The sequence below is a fragment of the Microcoleus sp. S36b_A4 genome (assembly GCF_036700645.1).
Lineage (GTDB): Bacteria > Cyanobacteriota > Cyanobacteriia > Cyanobacteriales > Microcoleaceae > Microcoleus.
On sequence record NZ_JAUBPI010000066.1, the window covers coordinates 1 to 24,546 of the forward strand.

A 24,546-nucleotide genomic window follows, 5' to 3' on the forward strand; every position below is an offset into this window, starting at 1 on the left:
AATGACGAGGGGGATCCCTGTGTATTTTGTTTTTTTTGTCAAGTACAATTTATACCAAATTAGATGAGCTTACCCTGGCATTTTTACCCCAATTTGAAGTAAATTTGACCTATTGTGATCTAGAATACTTTAGATGTGGGAAAAATTACTGTCGCTAGGAATTTCGATCGATCGCAAAAACGCCGCACTTTCTTCGGGCAAAGCAGTATTGATAAACATCCCGCTGCCCAACTCAAACCCAGCTTGCTTGGTGACTCTGGGAATAATTGCGATATACCAGTGAAAGTATTTTGTTCCCCCTTCGGCGATCGGTGCCGATCGAATATTATAGTTGTAATCAGGATTGTTCAATCCGTAATAAAGCTTAGCCAGTACAGTTTTCAAAGTATCAGCAAGATCCGTAATTTCCCCATCAGTAATTTCATCAAACGAAGAGGAATGTCGGCGCGGAAAAATCCAAGTGTGAAACGGTGAAAGTGCAGCGTAAGGGATAAAAGCCACAAAATGTTCACTCTCACAAATCACTCTTTCTCTCGCCGCTAATTCATCTTCCAAAGTCCGGCAAAACAGACATTCTCCCGTGTCGTCAAAATATCTAATAGCTTCGTCGATGCGGCTGCGAAATTGGCTGGGTACAACAGGCGTAGCAGCTATCTGCGAGTGGGGATGTTCGAGAGAAGTTCCGGCAGTTTCTCCGTGATTTTTGAAGATAATAATTGTTTCAATGTGGGGATTTTTTCTAATTTCTACATAGCGCTGGCGGTATACTAAAAGTATGTTTTCAACTTCTTCAACACTCAACAAAGCTGTCGTCAAATCGTGTCGCGGATGTTCGACAATTACTTCGTGCACGCCGATTCCCGCCATCGTGCGGTGAATTCCCGATGATATCCTCATCCATTCTGCTGTCGGGGAGAGGGCGGGATATTTGTTGTGAATTGCCCGGACTTTCCACCCAGTGCGTGAAGCGAAGCTATCCCGTAGGGAATCGCCCAAACGGCAAGTTTCTAAGGTTCCGTCTTCTTCATTTCCCACGCAAAACGGGCAATCGGCACGGTGGCGTGGCACTGCTGCTGTCCACTTTTTTTTGTTTGCGAATTGATCCGGTCTTGTCGCCCGTTCGGTGGCGATGATAACCCAATCTCTGGTAATTAAATTTTGTCTAAGTTCAGACACTTTTTTACCTTCAGTTGCAGGGTTTAACCGTTTATTATTGTATAAAAAAATTAGTATTTTGTCACTCCCTATTGCAGTTTTTTAACAAATCTTGATTTCTAAATCTCCGGCAGTTCCCAACAGAAGTTAACAACAGTTGGCCTCGACGATAGAATGCGATTAAGACTAAATTGTTACAGAATATCTGTCTAGGCAGTACAGGCAAGCACAGATTTCAACCGCAGAGATTAAGCCAACTGCAACTGCACATTCTGCAACTTGCAAATCGCTTTTAACACTTGCGCCAACAAGAGCGATCGCTCTCGGTCAATCAAATTCAATTCCGGTAAAATCTGATAAGTACAAGGATTTCCCCGCGTCACCCGCACAAACCGATAACTTTCGCCATTCGTCGTCAATCCCCAAACAGACGATTGCTGCTGCAAACTTTTATAAGTATAAGTCAGCAATTGGGGTAAACCAGTCAAAGGTGCGATCGCACTATTTTTCGCCTCCACTACCAAAATCCAAAACTGTGACGCCGCGAGTTCTGCATCCGGCTGATTTACCGCTAAGACATCTAAGCGCCCTTTAATTAAAGTATCCCCATCCTCAACCTCGATCGCGATGCTATCTTCCATTGTCAGCACGATCGGAATATCAAAAAATCCTGCTAATCTCATTAACGGTGAAAGCACTAAAAATTTAACGAGTTCTTCGGAAACTTTTCCTGCGGATAAGTAGCGTCGAAAGTCAGTTCTAATTTTTAATATTTCCTGCTGTTCTAATTCTAACAGCGCTTCCAGAGAGAAAAAATCGGTGAAGGCCTCTCCTTCTCGCTCTTCCAGTTTGAGAAGGCGGCGAACGTCATTTAGCGACAGTTGGCTTGCTTCTAAATTTTGGATCATGCTTTTCCCTATCATTCAGATTGAATAATTTTTTTCAAGCAGCTTCACATCATTGTACTATCAAACTAAAATTTATACAATATTTTATATAAAAGTTTTCCCAAAACGAAGCTCGATCGAACTTTATTTGGTCTCAAAAGTCGAGGCAATTATAATTTTCAAATAAACAGCCACAGCCCCAACATTTACACAATTCCCAAAATTCTTAACGAAACTCAAGATATTTTTGCACTCAATTGCGTACAAAATAGTTTAAAGAAGTAGATGCAGTTACAGAAAAAACAATGTCACAAGATACCATCGAATCAATTCTGCATGAAAGACGGCTATTTCAGCCGCCCGCTGAATTCTCCCAAAAAGCTCACATCAAAAGCCTAGAAGAGTACAAAGCCCTCTACGACAAAGCCAAAGCTGACCCCCAAGCATTCTGGGCAGAACTCGCCGCCCAAGAATTAGACTGGTTCCAAAACTGGGATACCGTGCTCGACTGGCAACCGCCTTTTGCTAAATGGTTTGTCAACGGTAAAATTAATATTTCTTACAATTGTCTCGATCGCCACTTAACCACTTGGCGCAAAAATAAAGCCGCCCTGATTTGGGAAGGTGAACCCGGCGACTCCCGCACCCTCACCTACGCGCAACTCCACCGCGAAGTCTGCCAAATGGCGAACGTCATCAAACAATTGGGAGTCCAAAAGGGCGATCGCGTCGGCATTTATATGCCCATGATTCCCGAAGCTGCGATCGCCATGCTAGCCTGCGCCAGAATCGGTGCAGTACACAGCGTTGTTTTTGGTGGTTTTAGTGCAGAAGCTTTGCGCGATCGACTTAACGACGGCCAAGCAAAACTCGTCATCACCGCAGACGGTGGCTTCCGCAAAGATACCGCCGTCGGCCTCAAAACACAAGTAGACAAAGCATTAGCAAATAATGCCACACCAAGCGTTACCAACGTTCTCGTAGTTCAGCGCACCAAACAGAAAATTGACATGGAACCAGGGCGCGATCATTGGTGGCACGATTTGCAAAAAGGTGTATCGGCAAATTGTCCCGCCGAACCGATGGACAGCGAAGATATGCTGTTCGTACTCTATACCAGTGGCAGTACCGGCAAACCGAAAGGTGTCGTCCATACAACCGGTGGTTATAACCTTTATACCCACATGACAACCAAGTGGATATTCGACCTTCAAGATACCGATGTTTACTGGTGTACTGCTGATGTCGGCTGGATTACTGGACACAGTTATATTGTTTACGGGCCGCTGTCCAACGGTGCGACAACTTTAATGTATGAAGGTGCTCCTCGCCCTTCAAATCCTGGCTGTTTTTGGGATGTAATTGAAAAATACGGCGTCACCGTTTTCTATACTGCACCCACTGCGATCCGAACATTCATGAAAATGGGCGAACACTTGCCCAACGCGCGCAATTTGTCATCTTTACGATTGTTAGGAACCGTCGGCGAACCGATCAATCCTGAAGCTTGGATGTGGTATCAGCGCGTAATTGGCAACTCGAATTGTCCGATCGTCGATACTTGGTGGCAAACAGAAACCGGGGGAATTATGATTACCGCTTTGCCCGGTGCAATTCCTACAAAACCCGGTTCTGCAACCCTACCGTTCCCCGGAATTGTGGCTGATGTTGTTGACCAAGATGGGGAACCAGTCACTAACGAAAGCGGCGGTTATTTAGTGGTAAAACATCCTTGGCCGGGAATGATGCGTACACTTTACAACGATCCCGATCGCTTCCGTCGCACTTATTGGGAATATTTGCACCCGAAAGATGGCGAATTCGTGTACTTTGCTGGAGACGGGGCGCACAAGGACAAAGACGGTTATTTCTGGGTAATGGGCCGCGTTGACGATGTAATTAATGTGGCCGGACACCGACTCGGCACAATGGAAGTTGAGTCAGCTTTGGTATCGCATCCAGCGGTGGCGGAAGCTGCGGTTGTTGGCAAACCTGATGAGATTAAAGGTGAGGAAATTGTGGCTTTTGTCACGCTGGACAACTCGCAGCAACCTAGCGATGAATTGGCTAAGGAATTGAAGCAGCACGTTGTTAAGGAAATTGGGGCGATCGCCCGTCCCGGCGAAATTCGATTTACTGATGCTTTGCCGAAGACTCGAAGCGGGAAGATTATGCGCCGATTGCTGCGTTCTTTGGCTGCGGGACAAGAGGTTTCTGGGGATACTTCGACTTTGGAAGACCGGACGGTTTTGGATAAGTTGCGGGGAGGTGCATAGGGGTATTTTTGCAACCGCAGATGTAGGCAGCTAAACACAGATGAACGCAGATATAATTACATTAGCGTTCATCTGTGATTGAATTGTTCGGTATAATTGAAATCGGGTGCATCCCAATTTTGTAAGGGATCTCGCATTCCGCCAGATAATTTATTAGTTATAAGCAGAGACTTACTGCCGGAATCCGAGAACCCCTACGAATATATTTGCAAAAATGAGATGCACCGATTGAAATCTTGCAGAATAGCCAGAAACCGGGTTTCTTTGGGTTTATTGACCATGATGTAATATTTACGGCAATATAGAGTGTAGGAATGTTAGAAAACCCTGGAAATAAAGTTTGGCTTGATGCAGACACAATCGTTGCTACTAGCGATCGGCAAGCTGCTATTCGTCGCTGCCGTGAGTTGGCAGAGTATAATGAATTAAGAGGCGAGGGGCGCTGCACTTTCTGCGGTGTCATTCTCAATAAGAGTGGTAAGTCATACCGCTGTATTTTTGAACGGGAGATAGAGGAATGAGTCAGATGTGGACTGAAGAGCAAATCAGACAAATAATCCCAGATATTGATTCACAGTTAGACGACAGCGATATTCCAACGGTGATTATTAAGGGTGAAGGTAGCAGTATTTTTCTCCAGTTTGAGAACCGTCGCGAGATTGAATTTTTGATAGCCCAATTATCTAACCTACTTATTCATCACGAGGAATTAGATATGGGAGTTACTGTTAAGGGGTATGTGACAACATTTGGTGAGTATAGCTCTCAATAGCCTGCAACACTACTTCTGAAAGAAAACGGCTTTGGATAAATGGCGGGCTGATTCCTAGGGGTATTTTTGCAACCGCAGATGTAGGCAGATGAACGCTGATGAACGCAGATAAGATTACATCAGCGTTTATCTGTGTTTATCTGCGGTTTACCAACTAGAAATCTGAGTTAGTATTATTATCAGCTAATTGAAGAGTGAGTTATCATAGAAAATACTTCAACATTTCTTGAGACGCGCCATGCTCCCAGAAACCGTACAGTTGCAAATTCCTTTTCAAGTCCTAGTAGATGTGATCGCCTCCCTCCAACTCGAAGAAAAACGCCGACTTTGGCAACTATTAAATGAAGAAATTACTCAAGCAGAAACCGACCTGCCCTCTCAAGTTCTAATTCAAAATAACAATGGGTCGGATTACAAACCCACAGGGGAAATCTTGACGGCGGCAGAAATACGCGATCGCTATCCCCGCGAGTGGGTGCTAATTGCTGATACTGAATCCGACGATTTATGGAATGTGATTCGCGGTGAAGTCTTAGCTCATTCACCGCAGCGAGAGGAAATAGACCGAGCTTTGACCAAATTTAAAGATGTCCGGTCAATTTCTATAGAATACACTGGCCCTATTCCTGATGACTATTCGGTGCTGTCGTGACTTCACAAAAACTTTATAGGTGCTCGCGTTACGGAAATTTACTCGTCTTAAAAGCTGCTGCCTCTAGCACAAGTAATACTGTCAGACAATTCAGATTATTAGTTGATACAGGCTCAACTTATACCGTTTTGCGGGTAAATATATTAGAAGCTCTTGGTTGCGATATCCAAAATCCTCTACGCAGAATTAGGACATCAGCAGGTGGTGGTATTGTGGAAGCACCAGTAGTAGCTGTGCCTTGGTTTAATTGCTTGGGCGAGCGTTTAGAAAAATTTCCTATAGTTGCCTACACGTTACCTGCGACCACTTTTGTAGACGGTTTGCTAGGGATGGATTTTCTTGCTCCTATGCAAGCTGTTATCTACGCTAAAGAGGGAGAGATTCGCATTCGTTTATGACTTATCTAGAACTTCTATATTTTGATGGCCGAAACTGATGCTGGGGAAGCTATTAGAGCGTTCCGTCGAGAGATGTAGCCGATCGCAAGCAATATTTGAACTTGGGTGGAGCGATCGCTTGCATACTACAGTTAGGCGATCGCTCTTTTGTTATCCAAAATTCATCGACGGCAAAAATAATTTGACCGAGTTTAGCACCCGGTTTTACACATTCCAGAAGAGCCATTATTCTTTCTCCTTATGCTATGTTAGATATTTTTACTGTAGCAATGAATTATTTGGCTCATCTATTCTTATCAAAAGGCACGCCAGAATCCCTGATTGGCAACCTCTTAGGAGATTTTGTCAAAGGAACGGCTGTCAACCTTTATTCCGATGAAATTAGAAAAGGCATCGATTTGCACCGCAAAGTAGATAGCTACACCGACTCTCACCCAATAGTGCGATCGAGTAAAAGCCTTGTTTGCTCCCACAGGCGCAGGTTTGCTGGAGTTTTGATTGACGTGTTTTACGACCACTTCTTGGCTAAAAATTGGCTGGAATATTCAGAAATTCCCCTCCGGGATTTTTCTCAGGATGTCTATAAAATCCTGCAAGACAACCGCGATATATTGCCTGAATCTCTCCAGCGGGTGCTGCCCACAATAATTGCCCGCGACTTGCTTTCATCTTATCAGGACATCGCCGAAATCGGCATCACTCTTACAAGAATGTCGGCGCGACTCAAACGGACAAATAACTTGGCAAGCGGCATAGAAGATTTGACAGCTAACTATCTGCGCTTAGAATCCGATTTTCGAGATTTTTTCCCCGACTTGATAAAATACGCCACACTTGACAAATATTAATACAAACAACAAAAATGACAGTTGCTATTGATAGCGAACTCGTGTATGATTCAACCGATACCTGCATGAAATCTCAAGTGCAACAGGGTCCAAAATATGGCAACCAGAATTCCGAACCTGCAAATAACTACAGTAGTTGATGGCGACAGCATCAAAATTTCTCTCAACGGCAAAACCGAGTCTCTGCGGCTGATTTGCGTCGATACAGAAGAAAGTCATCCGGGAGGCTCCAAACCTGTAACTGCGGCGGGGAAAGCAGGTACGGAAATGGCTAAAAAATACTTTGCGACAGCAGATGGCGGACTTGCTCAAATTGACATAGAATTTGATACAGACGATTCGGTTGAAGTGGCTCTACAAAAACACCGCGACAACTACGGGCGTCTCCTTTGTTACGTACATAAAGATGGAGAAAATTACAATCTTAAACTGATTGAAGAAGGCTGGAGTCCCTACTTTGTCAAATACGGGCGCTCCAGATTGTATCATCGACAAATGACTGAGGCAGAATCGGCGGCAAAAGCTTACAATCTGATGATTTGGAATCCGATTGTCAATGCCAAAATTCCCTCTCGCAACTATGCTAATTTACTGCCTTGGTGGTCGATGCGAGGCTCAATTGTTGAAGAGTTTCGGTTGTCGGAAGCAACGGCAGGAGCGCTTTCTTTGAGGTTGCACTACCCGAAAATATTAGCTGCTTCTGAGAAAGCTAAATCTATTACTATTTTCTGCGATTTGCAGGCTGGGATTAATAAATGGATCGGCGGCAGCGCTCTAATTCATGCTGGCTCAGTTTATCATAAATTAGATTTGTGGATACCAGATGCTGAAACTGATGAAATGGCTCCCTTGAAGCGGCTAATTGAGAAACGTTATGCGGGTCTGGGACGGGGATATGTGTATGTCAGTGGGAAGATAGAACAGTACAAAGGGAAGCCTCAAATAGTTTTGAAGGATATCAAACAACTTTCAGACTTTCCCCCACACAAGTGAATTTTACATAAATTTAATAAAAAAAATTGCAGGACAAATGGAACGATGAAGACTGTTCTCCGGGGAACGCGATTGAATTTTGGGCGATTCCCTACCGCAACGGGCTCGCACGCGCGTTCGGGATAGCTTGGCTTCACGCATTTTTTAAAATTTAAGTAGCATTATGGTTAACCATCCACAATTATTGTGTTTTTTTTATTAGGCTAAATCAATTCATACTATAATACTATCATCGCAAATCTGTAGCTGCCAATAGCTGCGACATCCATTCAAACTCCAGAGATTTAAAAGCTATGTGCCAATTACTGGGAATGAACTGCAATGTTCCAACAGATATTTGCTTTTCTTTTGAGGGTTTTTCTGCAAGAGGTGGCAGAACAGACGTTCATCAAGACGGTTGGGGAATTGCTTTCTTTGAAGGTTTGGGATGTCGCCTTTTTATAGACTCAAAACCTGCGATTGCTTCTCCGGTTGCAGAAGTAGTGCGTCGCTATCCCATTCATTCAACTAACGTCATTGCTCACATCCGCAAAGCTACGCAAGGCGCAATTGCTCTAGAAAACTGCCACCCTTTTATTCGGGAACTTTGGGGACGTTATTGGGTGTTTGCTCACAACGGAAATCTCGAAAACTTTTATCCAGAATGTGCCGGAGTTTACAAACCGGTTGGCAAAACTGACAGCGAAAAAGCATTCTGTTTGATATTAGAAAAGCTGCGTTCCACTTTTCCTCAAAGTAAGCCTGCTGTAGCGGAAATTTACCCGGTACTGGAGGAAATTACTAAAAGTTTGGCAGAACACGGAATTTTTAATTATTTACTTTCCGATGGAGAACACTTGTTCACCCACTGTTCTACTAATCTGCATTATATTGTGCGACAAGCACCTTTTGCTAGCGCTCACTCGATCGACGAAGATGTAACAGTCGATTTTCGGGAATTGACCAACGAGGACGATCGCGTGGCTGTTATTGCCACTTTCCCGCTGACTGATAACGAAGTTTGGACGCAAATTCAGCCGGGAGAATTGCTGGTATTTCAGGATGGTTCGCCGCTCAATTCTGGGCTGCTGGAGTTAAGTTAGCTAGATTTAAACTTACATCTTGTACCATTGTCAATAAGCTTTTTAGGAACAGGCATCTTGCCTGTTCTTGAGAATGGTGCAAAATGTAAGTTTAAACAAATTTAAAGCCTAAACAGAGCATCGAACCTGCTAAATGACCAGCTTTCCAGCTTGATTTATGAAGCCAGATTTGTCATTGCGCTTGACAGCGGCTAAGCCTTCGGAAAAACTGCCTACAGCGGAAACTTAGGGGCGATCGCCCACTAGCCTGCTTGATTGATATATCCCCACCCTTTTGGATGGGTAACTGCTGCTAAACCTTGATTAAAGGAGCGGGTATTGCACAATTAGAGGATGATTCTTGTAGGGTGTCCCGCCTTCAGTGAAAATACACCTGACTGGCTACGATATCCCATCCCACAAAACAATCAAAATCATCCCCCAATTATCCAACGGCTTCCCACTGTCCCCGAACTGACAACAAAGGGATTAATTCGGTTGAATAGCAGCTAAAATTTGTCCGGCTGTCACGGTTTGCCCCTTTTCACAAAACAACTGGGCAACAGTGCCCGCAACATCAGCAGTAATAGCAATTTCCATTTTCATCGCTTCCAAAATTAACAGGCGATCGCCCTCTGCAACCGCATCTCCAACATTAACCAGCACCTGCCAAACATTAGCCGAAACGTGAGCGACAACAGCCTCACAGCCGATCGGCAAAGTAACCTCTGCAGCCGTGTCAGAAGCCACATCTGCCGAGGATTCTGCGGCAGATTCAGCTTCAAATTCCCCGGAGGCGGCCCAGCGATCGCGCTCTGCATTAAATGCGGCCTGCTGCTGCGCTTTAAACTCAGCCGCACTGCCCGCAATAGAATGCAAAAACTCATTGTATTCTCTCAAATTAAAAGTGATTTCCTCAACCTTTAATTTAAACTTCCCTTCGATAAATTCTTCCCGACAGCGGTGCAATTCCTCATGGGAAACCGGATAAAATCTGATTTGATCAAAAAAGCGCAAAAGCCAAGGTTTACCAGACTGGAAATCCGCCGTTTGTTTGAACCGATTCCACATTTGCACCGTGCGGCCGACAAATTGATAACCTCCCGGCCCTTCCATGCCGTAAACGCACAAATACGCGCCGCCAATGCCAACTGCATTTTCAGGAGTCCAAGTGCGGGCGGGATTGTATTTAGTAGTAACCAAACGGTGGCGCGGATCGAGGGGAGTTGCGACGGGCGCGCCTAAATAAACGTCTCCCAAACCCATCACTAAATAGCTAGCATTAAATACGATTTCTCTGACTTGTTCGATGCTGTCAAGCCCGTTTATGCGGCGAATAAACTCAATATTGCTGGGACACCAAGGTGCATCCGATCGCACAGACTGCATATATTTTTCAATAGCCAACAGCGTTGATTCATCTTCCCAAGATAAAGGCAAGTGCACAATTCGCGCCGGCACTTCCAAATCCTCGATCGCCGGAAGTTCCGCCTCCGCCGCAATCAGCGCCTGCATTAGCTGCTGTTGCGAAATCTGGCGGCCCTCAAAGTGAATTTGGAGCGATCGCATTCCCGGCACTAATTCGATAACACCAGGCAACGGATTTGCTTTCAAATGTTCCATCAATGCGTGCGCCCGAAAACGCAAATTTAAATCCAGCACCAACGGCCCGTATTCAACTAGAATATATTTATCCCCAGCTTGACGGTAAGTAACAGCAACCTGTCCCGGAGATTCGGGAATTTTATGCAAAATTGGAGAAGCGGGAACTGCGGGCAATTCCTCCGCATTTTCCCCAAAAACAGGCAAACTAAAAGTAGCAATTTGCCTATTTTGTGCTAATTCCCGCTGCAAAGCTTCAGCAAAACTCAAACAGTGAAAGCGGATGCTGTCCCCCGGCTTCAGTTGCCCGATTTTCCACAGTTCCGACTTCACAATAGTAGCAGGACACACAAAACCTCCCAAACTCGGGCCGTCAAGACCGAGAATTACAGGCATATCGCCCGTAAAATCGATCGTGCCGATCGCGTAAGCATTATCGTGAATGTTAGACGGGTGCAAACCCGCTTCCCCGCCGTCTTGACGCGCCCAGGTGGGCTTCGGGCCGATCAGCCGAATGCCCGTCCGCGTCGAGTTGTAATGCACCTGCCATTCTGTAGAGAAAAACATTTCGATGTCTGACTCAGTAAAGAAATCCGGCGCGCCGTGAGGCCCGTACAAAACGCCGATTTCCCAATTATTGCTGTAGGTGGGAATTAGTTCCGGTGGTAAAGATAATTCCGCTTCCAGAGTTGCAGTTTGAAGCAGTTTAAGCACATCTCCCGGACGCAGCGTGCGGCCCGCGTGTCCGCCAAATTTGCCCAGTACAAAAGTTGATTTGCTGCCCAAATAATCGGGGACATTTAAGCCGTGTTTGACTGCTAAATAAGTGCGGTAGCCGTCGCCTTGAATAGCTTTTAACTTGAGAATGCTACCAGCTTTTACGGGAATTGCCGTCCAAAACGGCACCGATTCGCCGTTTAGCGTTCCCTTCATAGTTGCACCAGTCAAACTAATAACTGTATCGGCATTAAAGCGCAGAGTTGGGCCTGTCGCTGTGAATTCCAATCCTGCTGTCGATTCGGGATTTCCTACTAAACGATTTGCCGATCGAAATGCCAGATGATCCATTGGCCCGGAAGGCGGCACGCCAACATCCCAATAGCCAATCCGCCCCGGATAATCTTGAATGCTGCTGTAGGTTCCCCCATCCAATACATCGATCGTTAAAGGTGCGTATTCAAAAGAGTTTAAAAAGCGCGTGTTCAGTTCGCCCCGGCTGAATCGGGAATCGTCCAAAATCTGGCGGAGGTAATCTAAATTAGTTTCAATTCCCGCTATTTCACTGGCATCTAAAGCAGCTTTTAGTTTTACGATCGCCTGTTCTCTATTATCCGCGCAAACGATTACTTTGGCTAGCAGCGGATCGTAAAAAGGAGTTACCTCCGTGCCGGTTTCTATCCAACTGTCGCAGCGGACGTTTTCGGGAAATGCAACTTGATTCAGCAACCCGGAACTCGGCTGAAAATTCTTGCCGGCATCTTCCGCATAAATTCGCACCTCAATTGAGTGTCCCTGCGGCCGATATCGGTACTCTTCCAGGGGGAACAAATTTCCCGAAGCCTGTTTTATCATCCACTCAACGAGGTCGATGTTGTTGACAGCTTCAGTAACGCCGTGTTCAACTTGCAAGCGCGTGTTGACTTCCAAAAAATAAAACTGTTTCGCATCGACATCAAACACAAATTCAACAGTACCCGCTGACTGGTAATTTACCGCTTTTCCCAACCGCACTGCTGCACCGTACAACTGATTTCGCTGTTCGTCGCTAATACCAGGGGCGGGGGTTTCTTCAATTACTTTTTGATTGCGCCGCTGCACCGAACAATCTCGCTCGCCCAAGGCTATGACATTTCCTTTGCCATCTCCAAAGATTTGGACTTCAATGTGTCTGGCTGTTTGAATGTATTTCTCTAAAAAAACGCCGCTTTGTTTAAAATTGCTTTGACTCAAACGCTGTACTTTTTCAAAGGCTTCTGCCAAATCTCGATCGCCAAAACAAGCCTGCAAACCGATGCCGCCGCCGCCTGCGGTACTTTTGAGCATCACCGGATAGCCGATCGCCCCAGCCGCTTTTTCCGCATCCTCTAAACTTGCTAAAAGTTCGCTTCCGGGAGTTAGCGGCACTTGATTTGCAGCGGCTATTTCCCGCGCGGTGTGCTTCAATCCAAAGCAGCGCAACTGACTCGGAGTCGGGCCGATAAATGCAATATTTTCGCTTGCACAAGCTTCGGCAAATTCAGCATTTTCGCTCAAAAAGCCGTAACCCGGATGGATAGCTTGAGCTTTTGTTTGGCGCGCAACTTCGAGAATGCGATCGAACCGCAAATAACTCTCGGCTGCGGCGGCTGCACCGATACAAACGGCTTCGCTGGCGGCGAAAACGTGCTTGGCATGGGCGTCGGCTTCAGAATATACTGCTACCGAAGCAATTCCGAGGCGATCGAGCGTGCGGATAATTCGGCAGGCAATTTCACCGCGATTTGCAATCAAAACTTTGTTAAACATTTAGGTAATTGGTAATTGATAATTGGTAATTGCTAATTGATAATTGCTAATGGGCAATCGATTATTCAGTCCTCTTTAGAGGACTTTAGCTATTAGCCAGGGGTTTAAACCCCTGGCGGTTTCTGGCGGGTATGCAGCTACAACCTATACCGCATCCCAAACAATCAACTGAATCGGTGTAGGATTGTAAGCATTGCAAGGGTTGTTCATTTGCGGGCAGTTAGAAATAGCAACTAGCGCGTTCATTTCGGCTCGCAAATCAACGGTGCTTCCCGGATCGGAGATGCCGTCAACAATTTCTAGCGTGCCATCTTCGCTAACCGGAACATTCATAAAAAAGTTGATATTGCTGACTAAATCTCGCTTGCCCAAACCGTGGGGAAGAATTGCGGCGAGGAAATTTTCAACACAGGCGTGCTGGTATTTTTTATCTAGCCCAAACCGCACCGAATTGCTTTCGCAGCTACAGGCGCCGCCGGAGGTATCGTGCCGCCCGCAGGAGTCAGCAATTATGGTCATTATGGCTCGCCCTTCGTTAGAAATGAGTTGGCTGTTTGTAGTGACAAAGATGTTGCCTTGATTGACGATCGTATCGGGGGCGCTGTAGCGTTCGGAAGGGTCATCGGCATTGTAAACTAAAAAATCTACTGCTTGATTTCCGCCTAAATCTACAATCCGGAGAATCTGTCCTTTTTTGATGACGCGGGACCAGGGATGTCTGGCGGGTAAAACTTCGTTATAAATTGCAGTTTTTGGATCGAGAATTTGTTGGGTAGTTGCAGTCATGGTTCACTTTTTGTGATGAAATTGCAGATTTTTTTACCGCCGATTGATGCGGACAAGATTGAGTGCTGGAATCGAGTCTATTGCACGAACAAAGCATCGGTGTTGATGAACCCGCGCACGGCTTCCGGGTTGGCGGTGCGGCACAAGTCGTCTGGTGCGGGTGCGGGGGTTTTCACAATCTGAATTTGGATGGGTTTTGGATCGTAAATAGAACCCGGATGCAGAGTGTGGGGGCAGTTAGAGATAATGGTCAATACGTTCATTTCGGCTCGCAAATCGATAAAACTTCCCGGTTTCTCGCAGCCTTCGCGAAACTCCATCGTGCCGTCTGGTTTGACGGCAATTCGAGTAAATAAGTTGAGGTTGGGCATGATATCTTTTTTGCCCAATCCCCACCGACTTAGGGCTTTGAGGAAGTTGTCGCGGGAGTTTTTCCAGTCTCCTTCGCCGTATTTTTTGGCATTGCTACTGGCGTTGCTGCATCCTCCTAGCAAATCGTGACAGCCGGAGGTGTCTTGGGTGATGGAAAATAGGATGCGTCCCATGTCTGTGTAGATCGCCATGCCTTGTTTGAGAAAGGCGTTGAATTGAATTTTGGCGGTGTCTGCTGCGTTGAAACGTTCGATCGCATTGTCGGCGTTGTAGCACAGCATGGAAACGCCGCGAGATCCTTCTAAATCGGTGATTCGCAGGGTGTTTCCCCGCTTGATGACTCCCGACCAGTACGCGCCGCCCGGTACGGTTTCTTGCATTAATACGAGGCTTGAATCAATTTGTGAGTTTGTGTCGATCGATAGTTGCACCATAAGTTCCTCTTGATGTATTTTTGGGGTCAGCGAAACAAAACAATAGTATGTCTTATATCAAGTCCGGTTAATTACTTATAAATCCTATACGGGCATCGGGCATCGGGCATCGGGCATGATGGGACAAAAGTATTATAACTATTCAACCGGACATGATATTAGCTGCTCAACCCGCCTGATCCCAAAGTAATATTTATACCGGTTTTCAAGCGTGGTGAGGTATGGGGGAGAGTCCAATGCCCAATGCCCAATGCCCAATGCCCAATGCCCAGGAGTACCTCATTTACCTGAGAAAGGTTATACAAACCGATTTCTATTTAAGCAGCCATTGCAACTGCTTCCTGTCCGTGTTTCCGCATCAAATCCATGAGTTCGTCGCGATAATCGTGGAATTTGGCGTGGCGTTTAATGCTGGGAGTGCGATCGGGCAAATTAATCGACATTTCCTTTCTCACTGTACCAGGACGAGCGCCCAAAGCATAAATCCGATTGGAAAGAAACACCGCTTCTTCGACATCATGGGTAATCATAAAGATTGTAATCTGAGTGCGGCGCCACAAATCCAGCATGAATTCGTGCATCGATTCTTTAGTGTGGATATCCAATGCGCCGAAAGGTTCATCCATTAATAACACTTTAGGTTCAGAAGCGAGGGCGCGGGCGATCGCCACGCGCTGTTTCATCCCGCCGGACAATTCCTTCGGTAGCGACGAAGCAAACTGCGTCAATCCTACCACACTCAAATAATAGCTGGCTTGTTCGCGCCGCTTTTTCTTGGAAACGCCTTGAAGTTTGAGGCCAAACTCAGCATTTTCCTGCACGTTCATCCAAGGATAAAGAGTGTAATGCTGAAATACCATACCTCGATCCGGCCCAGGCGAAACAACTTCTTTGCCGTCAATTTTCACTTCCCCTGTTGTCGGCTTGTCCAATCCGGCAATCTGCCTCAACAGAGTAGATTTGCCAGAACCGGATGCGCCTACCGCGCAGATAAATTCGCCTTGCTTGATGGTCATATTGATGTCCTTGAGGACAACTAATTTACCCTTTTTGGTTTCAAAGTTTTTGTGCAGATTGTTGATTTGCAGAAACATGAGTTTATCCTCTGTAATTTAAGTAAAAAAGTGACACAATTTTGCCTTTTAACATCTGCTTACTGTTTCTGACTTGACCATTTACAAGAAACCCGCAGCAGATATTGAAAAAGCAAGTCAAAAGTCAGTCCGATCGCCCCAATGACAATCAGCCCCACAAAAATTTCATCGGTTCGGAGAAATCGACCTGCGACACTAATCCGGCGGCCTAAGCCTTCGGTTGCTGCAATCAATTCCGAGACGATTACCAATTGCCAAGCCGCAGCTAGGTTGATGCGGCTAGCATCAAGAATTCCCGGCAAAACGTGAGGAAAAATAACTTGGGTTAGGATTTCCCAGCGATTACCGCCCAACATATAAGTAGATTCGATCAAGTCTTTTGGAACAAACTTGACTGTATCCATCACCATCAGCGAATTGAAGAAAAAGACGCCGATAAATATCAGCATTATTTTCGGTTCTTCGCCGATTCCCAAGTAGAGAATTAGCAAGGGAATGAACGCTGGTGCGGGCATATATCGCATCAAGCCGAACATGGGTTCCAGCAAGGCGCGAATACTGGCAAAACTGCCCATCAGCACGCCAATTGGTATGGAAAAAACCAAGGCGAACAGAAAGCCCACTCCCACCCGCCACAAACTCGCTACTGTGTCTTTCAAAAGTTCGCGAGTGTTCCACAGCCGACCAAATGCCTCTAAAACTTTGCCGGGGGAAGGCAAAAATTTGGGGTCTACGTTGGCGAAGGTTGTTACTAGCCACCACAGCAGCAGCGGCAGTGCGATTGATGTTACCGTTAACCCAATATTGAGGGGTTGTGGTATCTCTTCCGCAATCCGCCAGAAAACGGTGGGATTTAGTTTTTTTTGCTTGAGGTGGGATTGGATCGATCGCGGATCGGGATTTGGTGGCATGATTTAATTGCGGAACAGTTTTTCGAGTAATTGGAGTAGATTTTGGGGATTATAAAAAGTATTTTTATTAAGCTTTTTTGTGTCTGCACAATCCTAAATTATGCCTTTTAGCTTTTACCTTCGGCATAAGCTTTTATAAAACGATCGTCAAATAATGTGCTGATATCTGGTTGGGTTTTTGCTAAATTTACATCGACGAGAAATTTAGTCATTTCGGCCGCCGCAAACTGCAATGATGTCATGTCGTTTCCCGGTTGAAAGGCTTTCAAGTTTTCCTCGATCGTAAATATCTTAGTGCCATTTTCATATTCTTTGTATTCCTCGACGCTAACTCCAGCGCGGTTGGCTAGAATCTCGTAAGATTTCTCTTTATTTGCTTTCATGTATTCCAATGTTGCAAACCAGGAATTGACCAGAGCTTGCACTCGATCGGGGTGTTCACCGATAAACTTTCGGGTGAATACCAAATGGTCGGAAATCGCCCCCGGAAAATCTTTTGAACTAAACAGTTCCTTGCTGTTCGATCGTTTTAATGCCTGTGTGGTAAACGGCGCAAAAACTGCCACCGCATCCACTTGTCCTCCGACGAAAGCCGCCGCAGCTTTGCCAGTTTCCAGCGGTACAAATTGAATATCTTGCACTGATAAACCTGCTTTTCTTAGCCCTAAAAGCAATAAAAAGTGATCGACTGTACCTTCCTCGGCTGCAACTTTTTTACCTTTTAAATCGGCAACGGAATTGATGCCTTCGGCGACAATTACTTTGTCATTTCCCGTTGAGTTGTCGTTGACTAAAACAATTACTTGGTTGGCGCCGCCTGATATAGAGTTTACGGTATCGCCGAGGGTTTGGCTGTTAGCATCTATCTGTCCTGCTGTGAGGGTGCTGATCGATTCTAAGTAGCCGTCAAACCATTTTAAGTCTACAGCAACTTTGTTGGCTTCAAATATCTTTTGCTCTTTGGCAATTTGCCAAGGAAACCAGCCGGGCCACGCGCTGAATCCGAGGCTAACTGCATCAGCACTTACTGAAGAAGCTGCTTCGCTTTCAGTCGTGGTTTTGATATAAATTGCCGGGTTGACGCAGCCGACAGCGAAAAACAAGGTGATAAAAAATAAGGCGCAGTAGGATAAGGGCGATCGCGTTATTTTTGGGGAGCAATATCGGATATCCATAGCAGATTCTGGTTGCTGGTTAGAGGTGAATATGTTGATCGAGCTTTTGCACCTTCTTTGGCTTCCTTAGCTTCCGCAAACCCCCTTGATATACAAGGATAAAGCCCGAGAGCTAACGAACCGAGTCTTGCTGATCGATCGCGTTTCTCCCGGGCTTTTATCCCGCCGTGTAACTGGCTAGTGTTTCCCTAACATTAAAATATTGGGACAACCAGTCTGCTTCTCTCGGACCAGCACTTGAACTGTCTAAGCTGAGTTAGAAACTGATTCAAATCGGAACCCTAGAAGCGGTTAAATTTTTCGGTTTTTGTCTGTATAAGTCCTGTTTGCAACCCAAGGAGTTATTCGAGACTGTTAGTAACAGCAATGCACTTAGCTTTTTGAAAGGTAAGCATACTGTAGCTTGTAATCTTACTAGATTGCTACGTTTCAAACGGTAACAGCAAAATTGATGCGGAAATGTGTCAAATGTTACAAAAAATGGTTTTTTTGGGAGTTGTTAATTAAAATTTTTGGAATATTAAACCGGGATGAGACAGGGTGATTGGAAATCGCGAAGTTTAGCTGCACACAAAGACGAAACCCGCAAGGCTAGGGTTGAAGATTTCTTGAGAAATACTTCGATCGCCCGCTAACTGGATGCGAATACGATCGACAATGCGGTAAACTAATTTTCTATTTGTAATAACTGAGATGTTCCACCATTCTCAATAAGCCTTTTATGGGCGGGCAGGATGCCCACCCCACAAGAAGAAAGAAATACACTCTTTGTGAAACAGGCATCTTGCCTGTTTTTGAGAAAGGTACTCTTCGGTGAGTAATAACGCTCGCCAAACACAGCCTGTGAAGTCAAATCTTCAATCGAAAATCTAAAATCTAAAATCTAAAATCGACTGACCGTGCATTATGGAAAAATTTAACTACAGTCAGAGTCTCGACATTAATTCGCTGCTCGATCGCTACCGCACAGGCTCGATCGCGCCTGCAGATGCGATAGCCAGCGTGTACGATCGGATCGAACGCTATGCAGATCCGGCAGTATGGATTTATTTAGCACCGCTGGCGGAAACCCTCGAACGCGCCAAAGCCTTGGAAAACCTAGATCCGCAACAATTGCCGCTCTACGGGATACCTTTTGCGATCAAAGATAATCTCGATTGGGCGGGCGTTCCGACTACGGCGGGATGTCCGCAGTTTGCTCACACTCCAGCGCGATCGTCCGCAGTCGTAGAGTGTTTGTGCGCTGCAGGTGCGATCGCGATCGGCAAAACAAACATGGATCAATTTGCCACAGGATTAGTGGGAACCCGCACGCCCTATGGAGTTTGCCGCAATCCGTTCGATCGGCGCTACATTCCGGGCGGATCGAGTTCCGGTTCCGCAGCAGCAGTCTCGGCCGGATTGGTGAGTTTTGCTCTGGGTACCGATACCGCAGGCTCAGGGCGGGTTCCCGCTGCTTTTACCAACATTGTCGGGCTGAAGCCAAGTTGCGGATCGATCAGCACTCGCGGCCTGTTACCGGCAGTGCGATCGCTCGATTGCGTCTCTGTGTTCGCTCTCACCTGTGCGGATGCGGCCTCCGTGCTGCAGGTAGCCAGCGGTTTTGACGCTGAGGATGCGTTTTCTCGTCGCCCTGAAACGAAAGTTTTGCCGGATTTATCCCGCTTGCGGGTGGGAGTTCCCGGAGACGGCGAACTCGAATTTTTCGGGAATGCAGAAGCCGAACAGCGCTACCGGGAGGCGATCGCGCGCTTACAATCTTTGGGCTGCACGATCGCACCTATTGACTTCAAACCCTTTGCGGATGCTGCCGAACTCCTCTACGGCGGGCCTTGGGTAGCAGAAAGGTTGGCCGCGATCGGCGATTTCCTCGACGCGCACCCAGAGGATATCGATCCGATCGTCTACGAAATTATCAGCGGCGGCAAACGCTACGATGCCGTCTCTGCCTACCGCGCGTCGTACCGGTTGGCAGAACTCCGCCAGAAGGCAGAAATTCAGTGGGAGTCAATGGATGTGTTGGCGGTACCCACGACAGGTACGATTTATACAGTCGCAGAAGTTGCAGCCGAGCCGATCGCCCTCAACACCAATCTTGGGCGCTACACGAACTTTGCGAATTTGCTCGATTTGTGCGCGATCGCAGTTCCCAGCGGGTTTCAAAGCAGCGGATTGCCCGCAGGACTGACACTGATGGCTCCTGCGTGGCACGATTTATTGCTCTGCCGCCTGGGATCTGCTTTCCACGATCGCTTGGGGGGAACTTTGGGCGCAACCGGTCTGCCGCTGCCAACCCTCCCGGAACCCGTTATCGCAGCCAAACCTTCCTCAGAAGAACGAGTCAAAATAGCCGTAGTTGGCGCTCATTTGAGCGGTGAGCCGCTGAATTATCAACTAATCGAGCTCGGAGGAATTTTAGTTCGCGCCTGCCGTACCAGCCCGATTTACAAGCTGTACGCTTTGACGGGTACTGCTCTGGGCAAGCCGGGATTGGTGCGTCAGATAGAGGGCGGTAGCGCGATCGAGGTGGAAGTTTGGGAGTTGTCGATCTCCGCTTTCGGTGGATTTGTCGCTAAAATTCCCCCGCCCTTGGGAATTGGTACGCTGGTGTTGGAGGACGGCTCGACGGTGCAGGGCTTTTTGTGCGAACCTTATGCTGTGGCGGATGCGATCGATATTTCTGATCTCGGCGGTTGGCGAGCTTATAACTTCCGGTTTTAAGCTAAGTTAGAATGGCAAATTTCTACCCATCTTCAGAATCATGCCATCAGCAGTGCCAATTCGACCAATTCCCGTCACCACCCCAACCCCCACCGGCGGCGGTACCAGTCCCGGAGGGACACCTGGTGGCACTCGCGGCACCAGCGGCCCCGACTCCCTCAGAGGTAGTGCCGGCGCTAACTTGATATTTGGTTTGGGTGGCCCTGACAGCATTTTCGGCTTAGGCGCAGACGATTCCCTCTACGGCGGCGACGGCGATGACTCACTGCTGGGGGACGTTGGCGATGATTTGCTGTTCGGCGGTGCGGGCCGCGACAGCGTTTTGGGTGGCGCCGGCGACGATACTTTCTACGGTGGCAAAGGTTCTGACTCAATGCTGGGCGGCGATGGCAATGATTTGCTGTTTGGCAACCAAGACACCGATACTTTGTTGGGAGGCGCGGGCGATGACTCGCTTTTTGGGGGTGCTGGCGATGACTCGCTGTTTGGTGGCATCGGCAATGACTGTTTATCGGGCGATCGCGGCCAAGATACTTTAACTGGCGGCACCGGAAACGATACTTTTGCGATCGGGCGTTTAGCAGATGGTGATGTGATTACAGACTTTACTGATGGTATCGATCAAATTCGCTTGACTGCCGGCCTCACCTTTGGCGAACTCACCATTTCCGCTGGGGCCGGAACTTCGCCGAGTACAATTATTCAGCTTACAAACACCAAGGAAACTCTCGCTACTTTATTCGGAGTTGCCCGCGGTTCTATCAGTCAGGCAGACTTTATTCTTTAATGGGTAATGGGGAATTGGGAATTGCGAATTGATAATAGGGAATTGGGTACTTTGTAGTTTTAAGTTTTCAATGTTGAACTTGTTAACTCAAAACCGCTTTCGCGTTGCAAGTAACGTTAGCTTTCGCAATCGAAGGAAATCCATCTCCCAACTTTTCATCTTCCTTTTTCCTGCTTACTTCTTCCTTCTTCCTGACATCCGTTACATCCATGACATCCGTTACAAAATCCGTTGCCGAACTTCCGACGGACATCGGACTGAAATCCGTGACATCCGTGACATCCGTTACATCCGTTACAAAATCCGTTGCCGAACTTCCTAATGACTACTGACGGTTTTCTCAATCTCAACAAACCTGCGGGCATGACTTCTCACGACTGCGTGGGGCGAGTGCGCCGGCTATTGAAACTCAAGCGAGTAGGACACGGAGGAACCCTCGATCCTGCTGTGACTGGCGTTTTGCCGATCGCCCTGGGCAAAGCAACCAGGCTGCTGCAATATCTCCAACACAATAAAGCTTACCGAGGCACGATTCTGTTTGGCTTAACTACTGCTACTGACGATTTAGAAGGAGAAATTATCCATTCTCGACCGGTGCCAGAGTTGAGTTTGGAAAAAGTGCAAGCTGCACTCCCAAAATTTATAGGAAAAATCGAGCAGTTTCCACCGAGTTTTAGTGCGGTTCAGGTGGGAGGAAAACGCCTTTATGAGTTAGCTAGAAAAGGCGAAACTGTCGAAGTTGCTGCTAGAAATGTTGAAGTTTTTCGGCTGGAAATCTTGGATTGGCGATCGGGGGATTTTCCTGAATTGGATTTGTCGATCGCCTGCGGGGCGGGTACTTACATTCGGGCGATCGCGCGGGATTTGGGCGCGGTGTTGAATACAGGCGGTACTTTGGCTTGTTTGACTCGCACCGAAAGTAGCGGTTTTTCGATCGACCAAAGTCTCAGTTTTGAAGAATTGGAACTGCAATTGCAGGAGAATAAATTCTGCCCGATTTTGCCATCGGCGGTTTTGGGACATTTAGGTGCGATCGTCCTTTCTCCTGAATATACCAAACGCTGGTTTCAAGGTCAGCGCCTCCCCATTCCAGAAACGCCGATCGGGCCCTATGAGGAAAGTAGGAACAATCCCCCCGACAACTCAATACCCCAACCTCCCTATCCCTTGCAGGTGTACGATCGAGACGGTAATTTTTTAGGTATCGGTCAAGTAGCCAACTCAGAGACAAGTACCATATTATCTCCTCAAATTGTGATTTAAGTATCTAAAATAAAAATGAAAAAAGGTATAATTGGTACTGGAAAAGTTAGCGGAACTCTAACCGCTAGGAATGCTCTCGATTCACCTAGCTTAGAGCGGTATGGGACGAGATTTGCCTATTAATCTAATCAATCGCTGAGGTAAAAATTGTGAAAATATTGCTGATCGGATTAATCCGAGGCTACAAAATGGGGATTTCTCCTTACCTGCCTAACGCCTGTAGATTTCAGCCAACTTGTTCGCAATACGCGATCGAAGCAATAGAGAGATTTGGGCCTGCCCGCGGCAGCTCAATGGCAGTTAAGCGGATTTTGCGCTGTCATCCTTTTCATCCAGGGGGTTACGATCCAGTACCTCCCACAGATAGCGAGGGCAATTAATTATTAGTTAGAATCCTGATTTTAGTTATTAGTTAATAGGGCAAATAGCCGTTACATCCTCATGGCTAAAACTCCTGGGGGGAATCACTCCCTAAGAGGGTTAAATTCTCACAATAAGTGGTGTTTTTTAACCTAAATTCAGTAAAATTACTGTTATCTTTCAAAACTCAGCAGCTATATAATGGTACAAACAGAGTACAGGGGATGCGAGTTGATATGTCTGCTACCGCAATCGGATACAAAATGTTGTCCCATACTCTGGCTGTACTCAGCCAGAAACAAGCAACGGGGAAACTGGTGTTAGAGCAAGGGGAACAACAGTGGCAACTTTACTTTTTTCAGGGTAGTTTGGTTTATGCCACGGGAGGAGCGCACAGAGCTAGACGCTGGTACAGGGCGATCGGGCAACACTGTCGAAACTTTCAAGTGGATCTCAGAGACCTCGATGCTGGAGAACTGTGGGAATATCAACTGCTTCAGCGAGGGATAGCAGCCAGCGAAATGAGCCTGGAACAAGCTAGGGCGATCGTCCACACCAGCCTTTCCGAAGTGTTATTTGCTCTGATCGGTCAATCGGGTTTGCGCCGGGAGTGGCGTCCGTCCCAGAAATATTTTTCTACAATTACCTCTTCTTTGCTGCTGTCTTTAACAGAAGTAGAGAAAGTTCTGTGTTGTACAGAAGAAATTTGGCAGAAGTGGAAAGCAATGGGTTTGTGGCTGGTAGATCCAGAACAAGCACCGCTTTTAAAACCGTCGGCTCAGTTGCAGCAAAATCGATTTAGTTCTAATTCTTTGATCGCTTTGGGTAACGTATTCAACGGCGAGAATACTCTTTGGGATATTGCATTTAAGAAAAAGCAGTGCGTGACAGTGGCAACTCGCGCTTTAGTCAATTACATCAAGCAGGGTTTAGTAAATTTCCGCACAGTACCAGACTTGCCGTCGCCTATAGAACAGTGGCGCCTGGCCGCAGCTATTGCTGGGCCGGGTCGCCCTTTGATTGCTTGTATCGATGACAGTCCGACAGTTTGCGAATTTTTAGAGCAAATTTTATTGCCGGAGGGCTATCGAGTCCTAAAAATTCAAGACCCCATGCAGGGAGTGGGCCTCCTCGCCAAACAAAAGCCTGCTTTAATTTTTATGGACGTGGTGATGCCGAAGACAAGTGGCTTTGCTTTGTGCAATTTTTTGCGAAAGACACCTGCTTTTCGGGAAACTCCGATCGTGTTTTTGACCAGTCAAGACAGTATAATTGACCGCACACGAGCGAAATTGACAGGTGCTTCCGATTTTTTGAGGAAGCCAGCCAATCCCGAACAGGTTTTGGAAATAGCTGACAAGTATTTGAAGGTAAAAGGCGATCGCTACCCTTCAGCAATTCGCCCCCAAGATATACTGAACTCGCACCAACTTACCTTGGCAAATTCTTGACCCCAAATTAATGAACACAAGAACCCCTTGGTGGGTGCGTCAG

The 24,546-nt window shown here is 46.7% G+C and carries 23 protein-coding genes, 1 pseudogene and 1 riboswitch; of the genes and pseudogenes, 13 read left to right on the top strand and 11 right to left on the bottom strand.

Going from position 1 to position 24,546, the window contains the following annotated elements; all coding sequences use genetic code 11:
- Positions 1–129: 129 nt before the first annotated feature.
- Both galT and QUA03_RS19645 read right to left on the bottom strand, forming a co-directional pair.
- A complete protein-coding gene (gene galT / locus QUA03_RS19640) occupies positions 130–1,176 on the bottom strand; it encodes a galactose-1-phosphate uridylyltransferase (RefSeq protein WP_333214175.1) in 1,047 nt (348 codons plus the stop codon).
- 227 nt (positions 1,177–1,403) lie between these two features.
- Positions 1,404–2,063, bottom strand: a complete 660-nt coding sequence (locus tag QUA03_RS19645; protein WP_333214177.1) for a restriction endonuclease subunit R — start codon at positions 2,061–2,063, stop codon at positions 1,404–1,406.
- Between the two features lie 284 nt (positions 2,064–2,347).
- Here QUA03_RS19645 and acs point away from each other — a divergent pair, with 284 nt between their 5' ends.
- The 5 genes from acs to QUA03_RS19670 all read left to right on the top strand — a co-directional run bounded on the left by acs (position 2,348) and on the right by QUA03_RS19670 (position 6,140).
- Positions 2,348–4,318: an acetate--CoA ligase gene (acs, locus tag QUA03_RS19650; protein ID WP_333214179.1), complete on the top strand. Its 1,971-nt coding sequence runs from the start codon at positions 2,348–2,350 to the stop codon at positions 4,316–4,318.
- 314 nt (positions 4,319–4,632) lie between these two features.
- Positions 4,633–4,839: a hypothetical protein gene (locus tag QUA03_RS19655; protein ID WP_333214181.1), complete on the top strand. Its 207-nt coding sequence runs from the start codon at positions 4,633–4,635 to the stop codon at positions 4,837–4,839.
- Positions 4,836–5,090, top strand: a complete 255-nt coding sequence (locus QUA03_RS19660) for a hypothetical protein (protein ID WP_333104263.1) — start codon at positions 4,836–4,838, stop codon at positions 5,088–5,090. Before QUA03_RS19655 ends, QUA03_RS19660 begins: the two co-directional genes overlap by 4 nt.
- Positions 5,091–5,328: 238 nt before the next feature.
- Entirely contained in the window at positions 5,329–5,742 is a 414-nt protein-coding gene (locus QUA03_RS19665) for a hypothetical protein (protein ID WP_333214182.1), read from the top strand.
- Positions 5,739–6,140, top strand: coding sequence for a retropepsin-like aspartic protease (locus QUA03_RS19670; protein WP_333214184.1), 402 nt, complete (start codon positions 5,739–5,741; stop codon positions 6,138–6,140). The genes QUA03_RS19665 and QUA03_RS19670 overlap by 4 nt, the downstream gene beginning before the upstream one ends.
- Before the next feature lie 52 nt (positions 6,141–6,192).
- Here QUA03_RS19670 and QUA03_RS19675 read toward each other — a convergent pair whose 3' ends face one another.
- Positions 6,193–6,366, bottom strand: coding sequence for a hypothetical protein (locus tag QUA03_RS19675; RefSeq protein WP_333214186.1), 174 nt, complete (start codon positions 6,364–6,366; stop codon positions 6,193–6,195).
- A gap of 19 nt (positions 6,367–6,385) precedes the next feature.
- Between QUA03_RS19675 and QUA03_RS19680 the strand changes: the two genes are divergently transcribed.
- From QUA03_RS19680 to QUA03_RS19690, 3 genes are all read left to right on the top strand, one after another.
- Positions 6,386–6,988: an ACP phosphodiesterase gene (locus tag QUA03_RS19680; protein ID WP_333214188.1), complete on the top strand. Its 603-nt coding sequence runs from the start codon at positions 6,386–6,388 to the stop codon at positions 6,986–6,988.
- A 96-nt stretch (positions 6,989–7,084) separates the two neighbouring features.
- On the top strand, positions 7,085–7,981 hold the full coding sequence (locus tag QUA03_RS19685) for a thermonuclease family protein (protein WP_333214190.1): 897 nt from the start codon (positions 7,085–7,087) through the stop codon (positions 7,979–7,981).
- 293 nt (positions 7,982–8,274) lie between these two features.
- On the top strand, positions 8,275–9,063 hold the full coding sequence (locus QUA03_RS19690; RefSeq protein WP_333214192.1) for a class II glutamine amidotransferase: 789 nt from the start codon (positions 8,275–8,277) through the stop codon (positions 9,061–9,063).
- 129 nt (positions 9,064–9,192) lie between these two features.
- On the opposite strand, the pseudogene QUA03_RS29050 reads toward QUA03_RS19690, so the two are convergent.
- From QUA03_RS29050 to QUA03_RS19720, 7 genes and pseudogenes are all read right to left on the bottom strand, one after another.
- A pseudogene (locus QUA03_RS29050) lies at positions 9,193–9,279 on the bottom strand (WG repeat-containing protein); the annotation flags it as partial.
- Between the two features lie 252 nt (positions 9,280–9,531).
- Positions 9,532–13,149: an urea carboxylase gene (uca, locus tag QUA03_RS19695; RefSeq protein WP_333214194.1), complete on the bottom strand. Its 3,618-nt coding sequence runs from the start codon at positions 13,147–13,149 to the stop codon at positions 9,532–9,534.
- 144 nt (positions 13,150–13,293) lie between these two features.
- Positions 13,294–13,935, bottom strand: coding sequence for an urea amidolyase associated protein UAAP2 (locus tag QUA03_RS19700; RefSeq protein ID WP_333214196.1), 642 nt, complete (start codon positions 13,933–13,935; stop codon positions 13,294–13,296).
- A 77-nt stretch (positions 13,936–14,012) separates the two neighbouring features.
- The gene (locus QUA03_RS19705) at positions 14,013–14,741 is read right to left on the bottom strand and encodes an urea amidolyase associated protein UAAP1 (protein WP_333214198.1); all 729 of its coding nucleotides are present in this window, start codon (positions 14,739–14,741) and stop codon (positions 14,013–14,015) included.
- 317 nt (positions 14,742–15,058) lie between these two features.
- Positions 15,059–15,835, bottom strand: a complete 777-nt coding sequence (locus QUA03_RS19710; RefSeq protein ID WP_333214200.1) for an ABC transporter ATP-binding protein — start codon at positions 15,833–15,835, stop codon at positions 15,059–15,061.
- Between the two features lie 59 nt (positions 15,836–15,894).
- Entirely contained in the window at positions 15,895–16,746 is an 852-nt protein-coding gene (locus QUA03_RS19715; RefSeq protein WP_333214202.1) for an ABC transporter permease, read from the bottom strand.
- 107 nt (positions 16,747–16,853) lie between these two features.
- Entirely contained in the window at positions 16,854–17,921 is a 1,068-nt protein-coding gene (locus QUA03_RS19720) for an ABC transporter substrate-binding protein (protein ID WP_333214204.1), read from the bottom strand.
- 144 nt (positions 17,922–18,065) lie between these two features.
- Positions 18,066–18,217: riboswitch (guanidine-I (ykkC/yxkD leader) on the bottom strand.
- A gap of 610 nt (positions 18,218–18,827) precedes the next feature.
- Here QUA03_RS19720 and atzF point away from each other — a divergent pair.
- Together atzF and QUA03_RS19730 are read left to right on the top strand one after the other, a co-directional pair.
- On the top strand, positions 18,828–20,642 hold the full coding sequence (gene atzF, locus QUA03_RS19725; RefSeq protein ID WP_333214206.1) for an allophanate hydrolase: 1,815 nt from the start codon (positions 18,828–18,830) through the stop codon (positions 20,640–20,642).
- A 40-nt stretch (positions 20,643–20,682) separates the two neighbouring features.
- Positions 20,683–21,429: a calcium-binding protein gene (locus tag QUA03_RS19730; RefSeq protein ID WP_333214208.1), complete on the top strand. Its 747-nt coding sequence runs from the start codon at positions 20,683–20,685 to the stop codon at positions 21,427–21,429.
- Between the two features lie 82 nt (positions 21,430–21,511).
- Here QUA03_RS19730 and QUA03_RS19735 read toward each other — a convergent pair whose 3' ends face one another.
- Positions 21,512–21,682 carry a hypothetical protein gene (locus tag QUA03_RS19735; RefSeq protein ID WP_333214209.1) on the bottom strand — a complete coding sequence of 57 codons (171 nt, stop codon included), beginning with the start codon at positions 21,680–21,682 and terminating at the stop codon, positions 21,512–21,514.
- Between the two features lie 68 nt (positions 21,683–21,750).
- On the opposite strand from QUA03_RS19735, the gene truB reads away from it, so the two are divergent.
- From truB to QUA03_RS19750, 3 genes are all read left to right on the top strand, one after another.
- Positions 21,751–22,692: a tRNA pseudouridine(55) synthase TruB gene (gene truB, locus QUA03_RS19740; protein WP_333214211.1), complete on the top strand. Its 942-nt coding sequence runs from the start codon at positions 21,751–21,753 to the stop codon at positions 22,690–22,692.
- 149 nt (positions 22,693–22,841) lie between these two features.
- Positions 22,842–23,072 carry a membrane protein insertion efficiency factor YidD gene (gene yidD, locus QUA03_RS19745; protein ID WP_190732478.1) on the top strand — a complete coding sequence of 77 codons (231 nt, stop codon included), beginning with the start codon at positions 22,842–22,844 and terminating at the stop codon, positions 23,070–23,072.
- A gap of 216 nt (positions 23,073–23,288) precedes the next feature.
- Positions 23,289–24,503, top strand: a complete 1,215-nt coding sequence (locus QUA03_RS19750; RefSeq protein ID WP_333214213.1) for a response regulator — start codon at positions 23,289–23,291, stop codon at positions 24,501–24,503.
- The last annotated feature ends 43 nt before the right edge of the window (positions 24,504–24,546 follow it).

What these genes read in the sequence shown, in the direction of transcription:
- QUA03_RS19645 (WP_333214177.1), bottom strand. Translation starts at nt 2,063, where the DNA reads ATGATCCAAAATTTAGAAGCAAGCCAACTGTCGCTAAATGACGTTCGC.
- acs (WP_333214179.1), top strand. Translation starts at nt 2,348, where the DNA reads ATGTCACAAGATACCATCGAATCAATTCTGCATGAAAGACGGCTATTT.
- QUA03_RS19655 (WP_333214181.1), top strand. Translation starts at nt 4,633, where the DNA reads ATGTTAGAAAACCCTGGAAATAAAGTTTGGCTTGATGCAGACACAATC.
- QUA03_RS19660 (WP_333104263.1), top strand. Translation starts at nt 4,836, where the DNA reads ATGAGTCAGATGTGGACTGAAGAGCAAATCAGACAAATAATCCCAGAT.
- QUA03_RS19665 (WP_333214182.1), top strand. Translation starts at nt 5,329, where the DNA reads ATGCTCCCAGAAACCGTACAGTTGCAAATTCCTTTTCAAGTCCTAGTA.
- QUA03_RS19675 (WP_333214186.1), bottom strand. Translation starts at nt 6,366, where the DNA reads ATGGCTCTTCTGGAATGTGTAAAACCGGGTGCTAAACTCGGTCAAATT.
- QUA03_RS19680 (WP_333214188.1), top strand. Translation starts at nt 6,386, where the DNA reads ATGTTAGATATTTTTACTGTAGCAATGAATTATTTGGCTCATCTATTC.
- QUA03_RS19685 (WP_333214190.1), top strand. Translation starts at nt 7,085, where the DNA reads ATGGCAACCAGAATTCCGAACCTGCAAATAACTACAGTAGTTGATGGC.
- QUA03_RS19690 (WP_333214192.1), top strand. Translation starts at nt 8,275, where the DNA reads ATGTGCCAATTACTGGGAATGAACTGCAATGTTCCAACAGATATTTGC.
- uca (WP_333214194.1), bottom strand. Translation starts at nt 13,149, where the DNA reads ATGTTTAACAAAGTTTTGATTGCAAATCGCGGTGAAATTGCCTGCCGA.
- QUA03_RS19700 (WP_333214196.1), bottom strand. Translation starts at nt 13,935, where the DNA reads ATGACTGCAACTACCCAACAAATTCTCGATCCAAAAACTGCAATTTAT.
- QUA03_RS19705 (WP_333214198.1), bottom strand. Translation starts at nt 14,741, where the DNA reads ATGGTGCAACTATCGATCGACACAAACTCACAAATTGATTCAAGCCTC.
- QUA03_RS19710 (WP_333214200.1), bottom strand. Translation starts at nt 15,835, where the DNA reads ATGTTTCTGCAAATCAACAATCTGCACAAAAACTTTGAAACCAAAAAG.
- QUA03_RS19715 (WP_333214202.1), bottom strand. Translation starts at nt 16,746, where the DNA reads ATGCCACCAAATCCCGATCCGCGATCGATCCAATCCCACCTCAAGCAA.
- QUA03_RS19720 (WP_333214204.1), bottom strand. Translation starts at nt 17,921, where the DNA reads ATGGATATCCGATATTGCTCCCCAAAAATAACGCGATCGCCCTTATCC.
- atzF (WP_333214206.1), top strand. Translation starts at nt 18,828, where the DNA reads ATGGAAAAATTTAACTACAGTCAGAGTCTCGACATTAATTCGCTGCTC.
- QUA03_RS19730 (WP_333214208.1), top strand. Translation starts at nt 20,683, where the DNA reads ATGCCATCAGCAGTGCCAATTCGACCAATTCCCGTCACCACCCCAACC.
- QUA03_RS19735 (WP_333214209.1), bottom strand. Translation starts at nt 21,682, where the DNA reads ATGTCCGTCGGAAGTTCGGCAACGGATTTTGTAACGGATGTCATGGAT.
- truB (WP_333214211.1), top strand. Translation starts at nt 21,751, where the DNA reads ATGACTACTGACGGTTTTCTCAATCTCAACAAACCTGCGGGCATGACT.
- QUA03_RS19750 (WP_333214213.1), top strand. Translation starts at nt 23,289, where the DNA reads ATGTCTGCTACCGCAATCGGATACAAAATGTTGTCCCATACTCTGGCT.